This is a genomic window from Janthinobacterium sp. SUN206 (assembly GCF_030587305.1).
GTDB classification, from domain to species: domain Bacteria; phylum Pseudomonadota; class Gammaproteobacteria; order Burkholderiales; family Burkholderiaceae_D; genus Janthinobacterium; species Janthinobacterium kumbetense.
Genome location: NZ_JAPWIB010000001.1, coordinates 297,552 through 312,465 on the forward strand (window position 1 = coordinate 297,552; position 14,914 = coordinate 312,465).

13 protein-coding genes are annotated in these 14,914 nt (G+C 67.1%); 4 read left to right on the forward strand and 9 right to left on the reverse strand.

Going from position 1 to position 14,914, the window contains the following annotated elements:
- Positions 1-95 precede the first annotated feature (95 nt).
- On the forward strand, positions 96-353 hold the full coding sequence (locus O3300_RS01240; RefSeq protein ID WP_305051729.1) for a hypothetical protein: 258 nt from the start codon (positions 96-98) through the stop codon (positions 351-353).
- Here O3300_RS01240 and gcvA read toward each other — a convergent pair.
- Complete coding sequence (gene gcvA / locus O3300_RS01245) at positions 350-1,252, reverse strand: transcriptional regulator GcvA (protein ID WP_305051730.1); 903 nt, start codon at positions 1,250-1,252, stop codon at positions 350-352. The genes O3300_RS01240 and gcvA overlap by 4 nt on opposite strands.
- 123 nt (positions 1,253-1,375) lie before the next feature.
- On the opposite strand from gcvA, the gene O3300_RS01250 reads away from it, so the two are divergent.
- From O3300_RS01250 to O3300_RS01260, 3 genes are read left to right on the forward strand one after another with little or no spacing between them, the layout of a single operon-like run.
- A complete protein-coding gene (locus O3300_RS01250) occupies positions 1,376-2,773 on the forward strand; it encodes an MFS transporter (RefSeq protein WP_305051731.1) in 1,398 nt (465 codons plus the stop codon).
- Positions 2,770-3,393 (forward strand): glutathione S-transferase family protein, encoded by a 624-nt coding sequence (locus tag O3300_RS01255; RefSeq protein ID WP_305051732.1) that lies wholly within the window; start codon positions 2,770-2,772, stop codon positions 3,391-3,393. The genes O3300_RS01250 and O3300_RS01255 overlap by 4 nt, the downstream gene beginning before the upstream one ends.
- Positions 3,394-3,411: 18 nt before the next feature.
- Positions 3,412-4,434, forward strand: coding sequence for an LLM class oxidoreductase (locus O3300_RS01260; protein WP_305051733.1), 1,023 nt, complete (start codon positions 3,412-3,414; stop codon positions 4,432-4,434).
- Positions 4,435-4,441: 7 nt separating this feature from the next.
- On the opposite strand, the gene O3300_RS01265 is transcribed toward O3300_RS01260, so the two are convergent.
- From O3300_RS01265 to O3300_RS01300, 8 genes are all read right to left on the reverse strand, one after another.
- On the reverse strand, positions 4,442-5,728 hold the full coding sequence (locus O3300_RS01265) for a DUF445 domain-containing protein (protein ID WP_305051734.1): 1,287 nt from the start codon (positions 5,726-5,728) through the stop codon (positions 4,442-4,444).
- Positions 5,729-5,804: 76 nt separating this feature from the next.
- Positions 5,805-7,202 carry an amino acid permease gene (locus O3300_RS01270; RefSeq protein ID WP_305051735.1) on the reverse strand — a complete coding sequence of 466 codons (1,398 nt, stop codon included), beginning with the start codon at positions 7,200-7,202 and terminating at the stop codon, positions 5,805-5,807.
- Positions 7,203-7,410: 208 nt separating this feature from the next.
- Positions 7,411-9,198 carry an MFS transporter gene (locus O3300_RS01275; RefSeq protein WP_305051736.1) on the reverse strand — a complete coding sequence of 596 codons (1,788 nt, stop codon included), beginning with the start codon at positions 9,196-9,198 and terminating at the stop codon, positions 7,411-7,413.
- Positions 9,199-9,248: 50 nt separating this feature from the next.
- Complete coding sequence (locus tag O3300_RS01280) at positions 9,249-10,343, reverse strand: N-acetylglucosamine-6-phosphate deacetylase (RefSeq protein WP_305051737.1); 1,095 nt, start codon at positions 10,341-10,343, stop codon at positions 9,249-9,251.
- A gap of 3 nt (positions 10,344-10,346) precedes the next feature.
- The gene (locus O3300_RS01285) at positions 10,347-11,114 is read right to left on the reverse strand and encodes a DeoR family transcriptional regulator (protein ID WP_034781637.1); all 768 of its coding nucleotides are present in this window, start codon (positions 11,112-11,114) and stop codon (positions 10,347-10,349) included.
- A 35-nt stretch (positions 11,115-11,149) separates the two neighbouring features.
- Positions 11,150-12,493 carry a D-tagatose-bisphosphate aldolase, class II, non-catalytic subunit gene (locus O3300_RS01290; RefSeq protein WP_305053118.1) on the reverse strand — a complete coding sequence of 448 codons (1,344 nt, stop codon included), beginning with the start codon at positions 12,491-12,493 and terminating at the stop codon, positions 11,150-11,152.
- 5 nt (positions 12,494-12,498) lie between these two features.
- Positions 12,499-13,446, reverse strand: a complete 948-nt coding sequence (locus O3300_RS01295) for an ROK family protein (protein WP_305051738.1) — start codon at positions 13,444-13,446, stop codon at positions 12,499-12,501.
- Entirely contained in the window at positions 13,433-14,581 is a 1,149-nt protein-coding gene (locus tag O3300_RS01300; RefSeq protein ID WP_305051739.1) for an SIS domain-containing protein, read from the reverse strand. The genes O3300_RS01295 and O3300_RS01300 overlap by 14 nt, the downstream gene beginning before the upstream one ends.
- Between the last annotated feature and the right edge of the window lie 333 nt (positions 14,582-14,914).

The window sequence follows — 14,914 nt, forward strand, 5'->3', positions numbered from 1 at the left end:
TTTATGCAGCAAAATGCCATTACAGCCTGAGCAGCAGGCGTGCAGGCCGTTCAAGCCGGCGGGACAGGCCGGTAACCGGAATCGAGGAGAGGGACATGCTTACGAACTGGATGACAAGCGGCAGGGCAGATGCCTGCAGGGGCAATACGGCGTTCAGGCGCGGCATGGCGCGCGATACCGCGGGCGCTGTGCGACCGGCCCTGGGCCGCCTGCAGGCGCTCGCCTACCTGGCGCTGCTGTTGGCCGTGCTGCCCGCCGCAAGCTGCATCGCCATGGGACGCGCCGGCGTGCCTGTGCTGTTCAGCACCGCGTGCGGCGTGGTGTCGTGCGCGGCCGGCGGCGATGTGTTCTAGCGCGTGGCCTGCGCTTCCTCGCAAATCCATGCCATGAATGCCTGCACGGCAGGGCGCGTGGCTGCGTCGGGCCGCGTCACCAGATAGTAGGCAAAGCGCGCGGGCCACGGCAAGTCCAGCACTTGCACCAGGCGCCCGGCGGCGATTTCTTCCTGCGCATACAGCTGCGGCACCAGGGCCAGGCCCTGGCCCGCCTCGGCCGCACGTATCAACAGAAAATCATCTTCGAAGGCCGAGCCGCGCAGCGCCCGCGCCGCATCCTCGCTGCCGTCCGGCGCGCCATGCGCGGCCAGCCACAGGGGCCAGTCGGCGCGGTCCGTGTCGTGCAGCAGCGGGTAGCGCAGGCAATCGGCCGGCGTGGCGATGGGCGGCTGGCCCGCCATCAGGGATGGACTGGCGACGGGCACCAGCACGGGCGCCATCAAACGCGTCACCTGCAAGCCCGGATAGTCGCCCAGGCCGTGGCGCAAGGCCACGTCGACCCGGTCGCGGCGCAGGTCGACCAGCGCGGATGTCGCTTCCACGCGCACTTCGATATGGGGATGGCGCTGGTTGAAGCGGCCCAGGCGCGGCACCAGCCACGCGGCGGCAAAGGTGGCGACCGTGCTGACGGTGAGCGTCTGGCGCGCGCCCATGTCTTCCAGCGCCTGGCTGGCGCCGGCGATCTGCGCGAAGGCGCCCAGCAGGGCGGGGTGGACCCTGGCGCCCGCCTCGGTCAGGCGCAAGCCCTGGCGTTCGCGCGTAAACAGGGGCATGCCGACCCGTTCTTCCAGCAGGCGGATCTGTTGGCTGACGGCGCCCGACGTCACGTGCAGCGCTTCGGCGGCCGCCTTGATGCTGCCGCGCTGGCCCACTTCGACAAAGGCGCGCAGCGCCTGGAGCGGTAAAGGATGCGTCATCGATATAGTTTTTCTAAAGTTAAGCGCGAAAAAACATCGTTTCTATTTCTCTCTTGGAAAACGCATTATAGGGGAGTTCGGTGTTCTTTTGACGTCGAGTAAAACTATATCGATAGGATCTCCATGTTACTTTCACATCGGCAGCTTTGCCTGCTTTTGCTGTGCACCACGCAATTCGTCGCCTTGCTCGATTTTTCCATCACCATGATCCCCTTGCCGCAAATTCAGCACAGCCTGGGCTTCACGCCCGGCGGGCTGCAATGGGTGATCAATGCGTATGGCGTGGCCATCGCCGGCTTCCTGCTGCTGGGCGGGCGCGCGGCCGACCTGTTTGGCCGCCGCCGCGTCTTCATCGCGGGCCTGCTGCTGTTCACGGCCGCCTCCCTGCTGGGCGGCTTTTCGCACAGCCCGGCCATGCTGGTGGCCACGCGCGCGCTGCAGGGCTTCGGCGCCGCCATGTTTTCGCCGGCCGCGTTCTCGCTGCTGCTGGCCGTGTTTCCCGAGCCGGCGCAGCGCAACCGGGCGCTCGGCGCCTGGACGGCCGTGGCGGCCAGCGGCTTTGTCGCGGGACTGATACTGGGCGGCTTCATCACGGACCTGCTGGGCTGGCGCTGGGTGCTGTGGATCAATGTGCCCGTCGGCTTGCTGGTGCTGGCCCTGTCGCCGGCCTTGCCCCAGGGCCGGCCCGATGCCGCCGCGGCTGGCGGCTCGCTCGACGTGTGGGGCGCGCTGCTGGTGGCGTCGGGCGCGGCGACGCTGGTGTTTGCCTTTGCCAATAGCGAGCATGTGGGATTGGCCCATCCGCTCACGTTTGCCCTGGTCGCGCTGGCGCTGGCCTTGCTGGCGCTGTTCGTCTGGGTGGAGGGGCGCGTGGCCACGCCGCTGATGCCGCTGGCCGTCTTCCTGCGCCGCTCGACGGGCGGCGCGAATGTCGTCTCCCTGCTGGCCAATACGGCCCTCGGCCCCACCTTTGTCGTCGTGGCGCTGGCTATGCAGGAAGTGCTGGGGTTTTCCGCCACGCGCACGGGACTGGGCTTGCTGCCGATGGCCGTCGCCTTTACGCTGGCCAGCGCGTGGGCCGGACCGGTATTGATCGCCCGCTGCGGCACCAAGCCCGTCATCGTTGGCGGCATGCTGCTGTTCATCGGCGGGCTGGCCATGCTGGGTGCGTCGCTGGCCACGCTGGCGTCGTGGGTCGCCTCCATCCTGCCCGGCACCGTACTGGCCGGCATCGGCTATGGCCTGGCGTTTCCCGCCTGGACGGTGGCCGGCATCGACGGCGTGCCGGAAGCGGACCATGGCTTGGCGGGCGGCATGCTGACGACCACGCAGGAAGTCGGCTCGGCCGTCGGCCTGGCCGTGGGCGTGGCGGTCAGCATCGCCGTGCTGGCTGGCGGCGGCACGGCCGCGCAAGGCTACAGCGGCGCCATCCTCGTTTCCGCCTGCCTGGTGGCGGCGGGCCTGGCCTGCGCCATCGCCATCCTGCCCGGCAAGGCCGCGCGCCAGGAGGCGGCGTCATGATGGAGCTCTATACCGACAGCTCGCCCAACGGTTTCAAGGCCACCATCGCGCTGGCCGAACTGGGCTTGCCCTATCGATTGCGCCATGTGCGCATCGAACAGGGCGAGCACCGCTTGCCCGCCTTCCTGACCCTCAATCCGCACGGGCGCATTCCCGTGCTGGTCGACCACGACACGGGCATCACCGTGTTCGAGTCGGCCGCCATCCTGCTGTACCTGGCGGAAAAGACGGGGCGCTTGCTGCCGGCGCAGCCGCAGCTGCGCTGGGCCGCCATCACCTGGCTGCAATTTCACGCGGCCAGCATGGGGCCGATGCTGGGCCAGCGCGTGCACTTTGAGATCGCGGACGCAGGCGCGAACGTGTCCACCACGGCGCACTTCCGCCACTTGTGCGACGCCGCGCTGGCCACCATGGACGGCCGCCTGACGGATCACGCCTACCTGGCCGGCGACGACTATTCCATCGCCGACATCGCCAGCTTCGGCTGGCTGCACATCGCCCGCATCGTCGGCTTCGATTTTTCCGCCTGGCGCCACGTGGCCGCCTGGTACGCCCGCGTGGCGGCCCGCCCGGCCGTGCAGCTGGGCATCACGCTTCCTGCGCCCGCCACGGGCGCTTGACCTACATCAAGGAACAATATGACGATCGATACCGGCGGCGCGTCCTCGCACGCGTTTGCCCACCATGCAGGCTACCGCCGCATGTTCGCGCCCGGCGCGCTCACCCTCGGCATTTATCTGCCGCTGCGCTTTTACCAGGGCGACATGCAGGCGCTGGCGGGCCAGGCCGACCTGGTCGCCGCCATGGACCGGCAAGGCTTTGCCGCCGCCTGGGTGCGCGACATTCCCCTGTTCGACCCGCGCTTCGGCGATGCGGGCCAGCTGTTCGACCCGTGGACCTATCTGGCGTATCTGGCGGCGCGCACGGACTCGCTGGCCCTGGCCACGGGCAGCGCCATTTTCACCCTGCGCCATCCGATCGACCTGGCCAAGGCGGCCGCCAGCATCGACCAGTTGTCGGGCGGACGCCTGGTGCTGGGCACGGCGTCGGGCGACCGGGCCAGCGAATTTCCCGCGTATGGCGTGCCGTATGCCACGCGCGGCGCGCGCTATGCGCAGGCCGTGCACATGTTCCGCCAGCTGCTGCAGGCAGGTCCCGCCAGCATCGACGGCCCGCTGGGCAGCCTGGCGGGCCTCGAACTGCTGCCCAAGCCCGTGGCGGGCGCCATTCCCCTCGTCGTCACCAGCTCCTCGGGCCAGCCGCTGGAGTGGATCGGGCGCCACGCCGATGGATGGCTGACGTATCCGGAAGCGACGGATACGCCGGACGGGCCGCGCCGGCTGGCGGACAAGATCCGCGCCTGGCGCGCCTGCATACCCGATGGCGGCTTTCGTCCGCACATGTGCAACGAGTGGCTGGACCTGGTGGACGACCCCGATTACCCGTGCACGCCCGTGCGCAGCGGCTATGTGCTGCGCACGGGGCGCAGGGGCTTGATCGACTTGCTCGGTGAATGGCGCGAAGCGGGCGTCAACCATGCGGCGCTGGGCATCCAGCATGGCCAGCGCCCGGCCGCGGAGGTGCTGCAGGAACTGGCGCAGGAAGTGCTGCCGCATTTTCCCTCGCATGCGGCGCCGGCCAGTGCCGTGCCGCGCTGGTGAAGGCGGCCTAAAACAGCTGGGTAGCCGTATAAATCAGCAAACCGGCCAGGCCGCCCACGACGGTGCCGTTGATGCGGATGAATTGCAGGTCGCGCCCGATGGCCAGTTCGATGCGCTCGCTCATTTCGTCCTTGCTCCACAGGTCCAGGCGTGCGGCGATGAAGGCGCCCACCTCGCCCCGGTAACGGCGCACCAGCGCGCCGCTGCCGGCGACGATGGCATCGTTCAGCCATGTCCGCGCAGCCTGGTCCGCGCCCAGCACCTTGCCCGTGTTCTGCGCCAGGCCGGCAATGGCTTGCGCCAGCACGGGCTGGTCGGCGTGCAGGTCGGCCAGCAGGCGCGTGCGGAGGTGGTTCCAGACGTCGCCCAGCATGGCTTGCACCGTATCGCTGGCGATCAGCTGCAGCTGGTAGCGGCGCACCGTGGCTTGCCACTGCGGGTCGGCCTTCAGGTGCAGCGCGCTGTCGGCGATCCAGCCGGCGATGCGCTGGCGCAGCGGGTGGGCGGGATCGACGCGCACGGCGAGGGCGAATTTCTGCAGCGAGGCGATCATGCGCGGTTCATACGCTTTCACGGCTTTTTTCACCAGCGCGTTCTCGATCTGGAAGGCGCCCAGCACGAAGTCGCCGATGGCGGCGTGGTGGTGCTCATCGTCCAGGTAGGTGGCGCTGCGGTCGAGCAGGAAGTCCAGCAATTCCTGCGGCTTGCCGTCGGCGATCAGCGCATCGATGCAGTCGGCCGCCACGTCCGACACATTCAATTGGCCCAGGTAGCTGCTGGCCTGCTCGCGCAACAGGCGCCCCAGTTTGTCGTGGTCGGCCATCGCCAGCAGCTGTCTGGCGACACCGGCGCCGGCCATGCCCAGCTGCCGCGCGTGCGTCTCGTCACCGAGCCAGGCGCCCAGGCGCGCGGCGGGGTCGGCTTGCACGATGCGTTCGGCGATGCCTTGTTCGGTAATGAAATGGTTTTCCACGAAGGCGCCCAGGCTGCGGCCGATGTCCGCTTTGCTGTTCGGGATGATGGCCGTATGCCACAGGGGGATGCCCAGCGGGTGGCGGAACAGGGCGACGACGGCGAACCAGTCGGCGATCGCGCCCACCATGGCCGCTTCGGCAAACGCTTCCACGTAGCCCCAGGCGGGGTGGCCGTCCCGCTGCGAGCGGGCCACGGCGAAGACCAGCGCGGCCAGCAGCAGCAAGCCGACGGCCAGCCACTGCATGCTGCGCAGGCGCGCGCGCTTGAGCTGGTCCGTGCTCCGGTCCAGCTGTGCGATGAGGTCGGGGGAAGGTTGCATGGATGGCGGCCTGCAGGGTTGCGAGACCGCCATCTTAACTGGGGCAGCGACAGGAAATGTCGCTGCAGGGGATTTTTTACTGCGGCGGGTGCAGCAGCGAACGGCGGCGCGCGTAGCCGAAGTAGATGACCAGGCCGATCACCAGCCAGATGGTGAAGGCCACCCAGGTGACCCAGCTGAGGAAGCTCATCAGGCCCACGCACAGGATCACGGCCAGCGCCGGCACGTACGGCACGCCGGGGCAGCGGAAGGCGCGCGGCAGGTCGGGACGCTTCTTGCGCAGCACCACCACGGCAACCGACACCATGGTGAAGGCGGCCAGGGTGCCAATGTTGATCAGCTCAGCCAGGATGTTGAGCGGGATCACGGCGGCGATCAGGCCGAACACGATGCCGACCAGCCAGGTGGCGAAGAACGGCGTGTGGAAGCGCGGATGCACGGTCGACAGGCGCTTGGGCAGCAAGCCGTCGCGCGACATGGCGAAGATGATACGCGTCTGGCCAAACGCCATCACGAGGATCACGGTGGTCATGCCGAGGATGGCGCCCAGGTCGACGAAACCGGCGATCCAGTTTTCGCCCGCATACTGCAGGGCCAGCGAGACGGGATGGTCGACGCCGAGGAATTTCTGGTACGGCACGATGCCCGTCATGATGGCCGACACCACCACGTACAGCACGGCGCACACGGCCAGCGAGCCGATGATGCCGATGGGCAGGTCGCGCGACGGCTTCTTGACTTCCTCTGCGGCCGAGGTGACGGCGTCAAAGCCGATGAAGGCGAAGAAGACGAGGGCGGCGGCGCTCAGCATGCCGTGGTAGCCGAACGGCATGTAGGGCTGCCAGTTGGCCGGCTGCACGTGGCGCGCGCCGAAGATGATAAACAGCAGCACCACGCCCACCTTGATGGCCACCATGATGTTGTTCAGGCGCGCCGATTCGCGCACGCCCCAGCCCAGCATGGCCGTCAGGGCCAGCATGATGACGAGGGCCGGCAGGTTGATGAAGGTCGTCACGCCGGGCAGCGCGCCCGGCGCTGCGGTGAGCGCGACGGGCAGGGTAATGCCAAAGCCCGACAGCAGCGACTGGAAGTAGCCGGACCAGCCGACGGAGACGGCGGCGGCGGCCAGGCCGTACTCGAGCAGCAAGTCCCAGCCTATCATCCAGGCGGCCAGCTCGCCCAGGGTGGCGTAGCTGTAGGTGTAGATGGAGCCGGCCACCGGCACGGTGGAGGCAAATTCCGCGTAGCACAGGGCGGCGAAGCAGCAAGCCACGGCCGCCACGACAAACGACAGCGACAGGGCGGGGCCGGCCGTCAGCGCGCCCGTGCCGGTGAGCACGAAAATGCCCGTGCCGACGATGGCGCCGATGCCCATGAGGACAAGGTCGAAGGGCCCCAGCACCTTGGCCAGACCTCCTGGTTTCTTGCTGTGGGCAATCATGTCATCCAAATTCTTGGTTCTAAATAAGCTCACTGTGTCTCCTGGTGGTTTTTGTCATGGCGCCATTGCCGCCTCGTGAGTAGCACGACGCAGCCAGATTCTAGCCCAGGCGGCCAAGATTCCAGAAGGAAAACCGTACTTTGGCGTGCGCGCCAGCCCGGAAGCTTGTCTTGCGGGTAAAAAAACAGCCCCGGAAGCGGCCGGGGCTGGAAAGGAGACTGCTACAAATGGTTACTTTGGCTTACTTTGAAAAGTGCGCCTCGATCTCTTCCAGTGTCTTGCCTTTGGTCTCCGGCAGCAGGAAGGCCGCCGCCAGGAAGTACAGCACGGTACAGCCGGCGCCGAAGAAGAACAGCGTCGAATAACCGTGCAAGCCCACGGTCGGCAGGAAGATGGCGGCGATCACCGTCGAGACGAATTGGTTCACCAGCAGGGCGATGCTCATGCCGTTCGAGCGGATGCGGGTCGGCATCAGCTCGGACAGGGCCAGCCACACGCACACGCCCGGTCCCACGGCAAAGCTGGAAACGAACACGCAGATGGCAACCGCCACCAGCCAGCCGTGCGTGGACGAGGGCACGGGGCCCAGGCTGGCCTTCTCGATGCGCAGCGGCGCCTCGCGCCCGGCGGCCGGGTCGGCGAACGGGTTCAGATGCAGCTTGCGGAAGAACACGCCGATCACGCTGTCGGCCTGCACGGCGTCCGCGCGGGCGATCGTCACCTGGCGCAGCACGGGATCGTCGCTGCGCAGGCTTTTCACGTTGGTGAACGGGCCGTAGGCGTAGGCGATGGTCAGCTGCTGCGGCGTGCCGTCGGTTGCCGCGCCCAGGGCCGCCAAGGTGGCCGCATCGAGGTGCAAGGCCAGGCTGTCCGCTTGCACCTGCGCCGCGATGGCAGGGCGCACGTCGGCCAGGTGCGCTTCGGCGCCGCGGAACAGCAGGCCGGCCGCCAGCAGCGAGACGACGATGCCGCCCGTGCCCAGCATCAGCAGGAATTTGCGGCCCTTGCGGTCCACCAGCAGCACGGCCACCACCGTCATCACGGCGTTCAGCACCTTCAACAACACGTCCGCCATGTTGGCCGAGGCGCCCGACAGGCCCGCCTGGTTCAAGATATTGACGACGTAGGCGAGGATGGAATTGATGCCCGTCGCCTGCGTGCAGGCGAGGATCAGGCAAGCGAGCAGGAAGGGCAGCACGTAGCGGCGGCTCAGCAGCGGATCCCTGGCCTTGCCGCCGGCCTTGGCCGTATTTTCCGGCGTATCCTGCATCTCGCGCAGTTCGATGTCGGCGTCGGCGGGCAGGCGCGTGCGCAGCAGCGACTGGCGCGCCTGCTCAATGCGGCCCCGTTGCGCCAGCCAGCGCGGCGATTCGGCCAGCAGCAGCGCGCCGATGGTAAACACCAGGCCGGGTGTCAGACAGACCCAGAAGATGCTGCGCCAGGCGTGGTCCTTGGCCGTGAAGATGGCGGCGATGCGGCCCGCTTCCGGCAGCGCTTGCGCCACCTGCGTGGCCGTTTCCACCGTCTGCGCCTGCAGCAGGCCGATCAGGGCGGCGGCCACCAGGCCGATGGTCAGCAGCAGCTGGAACAGGGCCGCGCCCCGTCCGCGCTGCTGCGCGGGCAGGCATTCGGCCAGGTACAGGGGCACGACGACGCCGATCAAGCCGCCGCTGATGCCTTGCAGCAGGCGGCCCAGCAGCAGCGGCATGTAGCCGTCGGCCAGCGCGATCAGCGGGATGCTGGCGCTGAACAGGGCGCCGGCCAGGAACATCACCCAGCGCCGGCCGAGGATATCGGCTAGGGCGCCGGCGAACAGCGAGGAGAGGACGGAGCCCAGCAGCACGGCGGCAACGATAAAGCTCAGCTGCTGGGCCGTCAGTTTCCACGCCACGGACGCCGTCGATTCCAGGTAGGGCAGGGCGCCGGCGATGATGCCGATGTCTATGCCGTACAGCAATCCCCCCATGCCGGCAATAAATAGCAGGTAGCGCATGGCCCACACGGGGGCCTTGTGTGACGTGTCGTGCATGAAAACTCCGGGACGGGGTTGAGGTTGGGGGCTGGGTCTAGAGACTGAATCTAGCGGGTGGAAAGATCGATGGCCGCGCCTTCGACGAAGACGGACACTGGCTGTAATGTGGAATCGAGGACGACGATATCGGCCCAGGCGCCGGGCGCCAGGCGGCCCCGTTCGGATTCGCCCAGGTAGTCGGCCGGGTACAGCGACAAGCGGTTCGAGGCGTCGGCCAGATCCAGGCCCAGGTCGACGAAATTGCGCAGGGCCTGATCCATGGTCAGCACACTGCCGGCCAGCGAGCCCGTGGCCAGGCGCACGCAGCCCAGGCATTTGTAGACGCGCTGCGTGCCCAGGCCGTATTCGCCGTCCGGCATGCCGGTGGCCGAGGTGGCGTCCGTCACGCCGTACAGGCGGGGGATGGCGCGCAGGGCCGCGCGCAGGGCGCCCTTGGCCACGTGCTGCAGGTCGGGGATGATTTCCGCGTATTCGGCGTGCGCGAGCGCCGCGCCCACCATGCCCGGGTCGTAATGGGTCATGCCCGTCATGCCGTTGTACAGGTGGGTAAAACCGGAGACGCCGGCGTTGAGCGCCGCCACGCCTTCGTCATACGTGCCGGCGCTGTGGCCGATCTGCACGCGGATGCCCATGGCCGCCAGCTGCGGGATCAGTTCCAGGTGGCCGGGGATTTCCGGCGCCATGGTCAAGACCTTGATGGGGGCGATGGCGTGGAAGCGCTGCACCAGCGCCAGGCTGGCCTGCACCACGTCGGGCGGCTGCGCGCCCAGGCGGTGCAAATTCAGGAACGGGCCTTCCAGGTGCACGCCCAGCATGCGCGCGCCGTTGGCCGGGCGCTCGGCGATGACGCCGGCCAGGCCTTGCAGGGCGCGCAGGATCGACGGCTCCTTCGCCGTCAGGGTGGTGCCCAGCAGGGCCGTGGTGCCGTGGCGCGCATGCACCTGCGCCACGGTGGCGCCCGCGTCGTCGCCTTCCATGATGTCGACGCCGGCCGCGCCGTGCACGTGCAGGTCGATGAAGCCGGGCAGAATGGTCAGCGCGCTGTCGGCGGCAGGGTCTTCTTGTATCTGGACGATGCGCTGGTCAAAGGTGATGGTGCCCGTGATCCAGCCAGATGGGGTAAGGATTCTGCCGCTCAGCATGTGTTATTCCGCTATAAAAAGTTCGATGCCCAGCTTTTGCAGCCCTTCGCGGTACTCCTGGCTGATGCTGGCATCGGTGATGACGGTATCGACGCGGTCCAGCTGCACGATGCGGTGCAGGCTGACGCGGCCGAACTTCGAGGCGTCCGTGAGGACGATGATTTTCTTCGCCCGTTCCACCATCTTGTGGTTCAGGCTTGCTTCCGCTTCGTGGTGGGTGGTGACGCCGAACTGCAGGTCGAAGCCGTCCACGCCCAGGAACAGCTTGTCGAAGCTGTACGCCTGCAAACAGGTCTCGGCCTGGCTGCCCTGGATCGACAGCGATTGCTTGCGCAGCAGGCCGCCCGTCAGGATCAGGTCCACGCCGGGCGCGTCGGCCAGTTCCCACGCGATGTTCAGGCCATTCGTCGCCACCGTCACGCCCGTGGCGTCGCGCAGATGGCGCGCCAGCGAGATGGTGGTGGTGCCCGAGTCGATGATGATGTTGTCGCCCGGTTCCACCAGCCGCGCCGCGTAGGCGCCGATGCGCTCCTTCTGCTCGTGGTTGATGGCATCCTTCTGGCGTATCGTGTGCTCGGGCGGCGGCGTGCGCGTCAGGGTCGCGCCGCCGTGGCTGCGCGTGGCCATGCCTTGCGCTTCCAGCGCATTCAAGTCGCTGCGGATGGTGACCGCGGACACGCCGAGCTTTTCCACCAGATCGGTCACCTGCACCGAGCCCTGCTGGGCAAGCATTTGGAGGATGGATTCACGGCGTTGGCTGGTATTTCGCATGGTGGCGGGCTCAGTAAAAAATGAAAATACCGAGCTTAACAGATTGCCGCTTCGGCAATGACGGGGACTGCCGCATTGCGGTTGCAGGCGCGCGCATATTGCGCCAGCAAGCTGCCGATCTTGTGCTCGATCAAGGCCGGTGCCTGCGCTTGCAGGCTGCCCTGCACCACGGCCAGGTACTGTTCCGGCAAATGCTGGCTCAGCAGCGGCAGCGGAATGGCCACGGCGTCCAGGTTGGCCAGCAGCTTGCCGACGGCGGCCGCCACTTCCGGCTCGCCCCAGTAGTAGCGGCAACGGTCGCTCAAGCCGTAGCGGCGCATCAATCGCTGCTCTTCCGGCGTGCCCAGGTAATGCTTGATCCAGTTCTTCGGCTTGGCCACCATCACGTCGTCGAGCACCTGCATCAGCTGCGAGGTCGCGTGCGCCGGCAGCAGTTCTTCCTCGATCTGGCACAGGGCGAACAGCGCCTCGCGCAGGGCGAAAGTGGCGGCAGGGCCCACTTTCAGGATGGCGAAATGGTCACGCACCATGGCGTGCAGCGCCGTTTCGCGCTGGTAGTCGGTGGAATGGGCTTCGAACACGAGGCCAGGCTGCTCGGCGACAAAGGCCGACAGCTCGGCGGCGGCATCCGCATCGTAGTGCTGGATGCTGCTCTGGTCGAAATCGACGCCCGGCTGCACCACCATGGCGATGACGCGGCGCCAGGCGCCATGCAGGCCGTTGTCGAGGAAGGCGCGGCGGTGCACGTCCAGGGTGCGGCGCGCCGCTTGCGGGCTGGTGACGGCGCCGGCCTGCGCCAGCGACGCTTCGCCGCCAGGAATCGGCACTTCCGTGCCGATCACATAGACGGGCGGCGCAAAGCCTGCGGCGGCGGCCGCTTCCTCGGCGACGATGCACAGGCGCGCGGAACGGGCAGCCACGGTTTCATCGTCGAGCTGCAAGGGGTCATCCACGCAGCGCATGCTGCAATCGAGGTGGATTTTATGGAAACCGGCCGACGCATACGCGGCGATCAGGGTTTCGGCATGGTCCATGGCGGTGGCCGCATCGAGGTGCTGCCAGGCGTTCGGACCCAGATGGTCGCCGCCCAGCACCAGGCGGCTGGCGGGGAAGCCCTGTTCGCGGGCCAGGGCCAGCATGGTGTCGCGGAAAACGGCCGGCGTCATGCCCGTGTAGCCGCCGAACTGGTCGACCTGGTTCGAGGTCGCTTCGACCAGCAGCACGGTGTCGTATTCGCTGGCCACGCGCATGGCGGCGCGCAGCACGCTCGGATGGCTGCAGCAGACGGCGTACAGCCCCACGCGCTCGCCGCGGCGGTGCGCCTTGATCACTTGCTGGATCGGGGACAGGGTAAAAGTCGGGTTTTCCGCTTGCGTCATCATGTTTAGGCCTTTGTATGTTGTCGTATCAAAAGGGCCGCGCCGCGCGCGCCGCCGGCGTCGCCAAAGCGGGGCGGCAGGATAGGCGGCACGTGCACGCCGGGGAACAGGTGGCGCTTGACGGCGGCCGGCAGCTTGTCGTACAGGTGCGGCAGCTTGGACAAGCCGCCGCCGAGCACAATGACGTGCGGGTCGTAGGCCAGGACCAGGCCGGCCAGCGCGTGGCCCAGCACATCGAGGTGCACGGCGACCGTGCGCTGGGCCACGGCGTCGCCCATGTTGGCGCGCGCTACGATGGCCAGCGGTTCGGCGCCGTCGCCGCCGAAATGCGCGTGGAGCTTGCGCATGGCGGGTCCGGAGACATAGCGTTCCAGGCAGCCCGCCTTGCCGCACGGGCAGGGGTATTCGGCCAGGCCGTGCTGCGCCAGCAGGGTGGCGGGCAGGCTCCAGTGGCCCCATTCGCCGGCCACGCCGTTAAAGCCGCGCAGCAGCTGGCCGCCCACGCAATAGCCGCCGCCGGCGCCCGTGCCGAGGATGGCGCCGAACATGCTGGCGGCATTGTCGGCCGCGCCGCCCTGCGCTTCCGACAGGGCGAAGCACTGGCAATCGTTGCCGATGGCGACAGGGCGCTGCAAGGCTTGTTGCAGGGTTTGCGCCACCAGGCGGCCGTTCAGGGCCGGCACGTTGGAACTGAGCTGGCGTCCGCTGGCGCTGTCGATCACGCCGGGCAAGCCGATGCCGACGGGCGCCGTCGTGCCCAGGGCGGCGTCGCCGCGCGCCACCAGGTCGACGATGGCCTGCACGAAGGCGGCAAAATCGTCGCCCGGCGTGGCCACCCGTTCGCGGAACACCTCGGCCAGCGCGCCGTCGCGGTCGGCAAAGGCGACCAGCTCCATCTTGCTGCCGCCGATGTCGATGCCGTGGTAGCCGGCGATGTGATTAGAATTGGTCATGGCCATAGATGGTGACGCCCTGTACGACACGGTTGACGATGCCGCCGGCGAATGGATTGTCGGGGCGCAGTTGCAGCAGCGCGGACTGGTGCAGTGCATATTGCTGCGCCATCAGCAGCCACAGAGGGGCCAGCCAGGCGTCGGGCCAGGCCGGCGCATCGGCCGCTAAGTTGGCAGATAAGTCGCCGCCGATGCCTACGGTCAGGCAGCGCTGCGCCACGCTGTCGCGCTGCAGTTCTTTCAGCAGGTCGTCTTCGTACTGGCGCGCCAGCGGCTTGCTGCTGCGCAGCAGGATCACCAGCGATTCCGTGGTGACGGCCGATTTCGGGCCGTGGCGGAAACCCAGCGGCGTATTCGCCATCGCCATCACGCGGCCGCCCGTCAATTCCAGGATTTTCAGGGCCGCTTCCTTGGCCAGCGCTTCCAGCGGGCCGCTGCCCAGGTAGACGACGCGCTGCACGGGTGTTGAACCCAGCTGCGCCACGGGGGCCGACCAGTCGCGCAAGGCTTGCTCGCCCAGTTGCGCCAGGGTGTCCAGACGCTGCAAATCCGTGTCCTTGCCCAGCACCGACAGGGCCGCCAGCAGCATGCTGGTAAAGCTGCTGGTCATGGCGAAGCCGCGGTCGCAGCTGCCTTCCGGCATCAGCAGGTTATAGGTGTTGCCGTCGTTGGCGCCCTGGCGCGCCAGCTTGCCGTCGGCGTTGCAGGTGATGTTCAGGAAACGCGCGCCGGGCACGACCTGGCGCAGCAGTTCCACGGCCGCCAGGCTTTCCGGGCTGTCGCCGCTGCGGGCAAACGAGACGAGCAGGGTGGGCGCATCCGCTTCCAGGTACAGCTCATGGTGTGTCAGCAGGGTCGTGGTCGCGATGGCGCGGATCTGCGCAGGCCAGGCCGCGTTCAGGGTATCGACGACGATTTCGCCCACATAGGCCGAGCTGCCGGCGCCCGTCAGGATGACGCGTTGCTGCGGATTGGACAGCGCGTCGCCCAGGAAGGCGGCCAGGCTGGCTTGCTCGTTGCGCAAAATGCCGGACAGCGCGCGCCAGATGGCTGGCTGGTGGGCGATTTCCTCGGCCGTGTGCAGGCCGCCGATGTCGCGCCAGGTTTGAATGTCACGCTGAAGAAGGGTAGTCATGGAGTGTCAGTAAAGTGTTTGTTGGAGAAAGCATAAATACTAAATTTCGAAAAGTCAAATACGAAAGTAAAACGAAAGTAAATTTTTAATCGACTTGCGAAATAGTGTCGTTTTAACGGTGTCGGAGCGTGCTGCAGTGCAGCGTGAAAGCGTGTGGCGGCGCGGCATGTCGCTGAAATGCGACGATAACGAAAGTATGTATCGTAATTTTTTAGTAAAACGTAAGATAAATGAGCTGATTTTAGGTATTTTATTAATAAATTGGCGCCAAAACTTTCTTTTGGTTGACGATATTTATTTTTCTTCTTAAAGTAATTTCATTGAATTACTTCT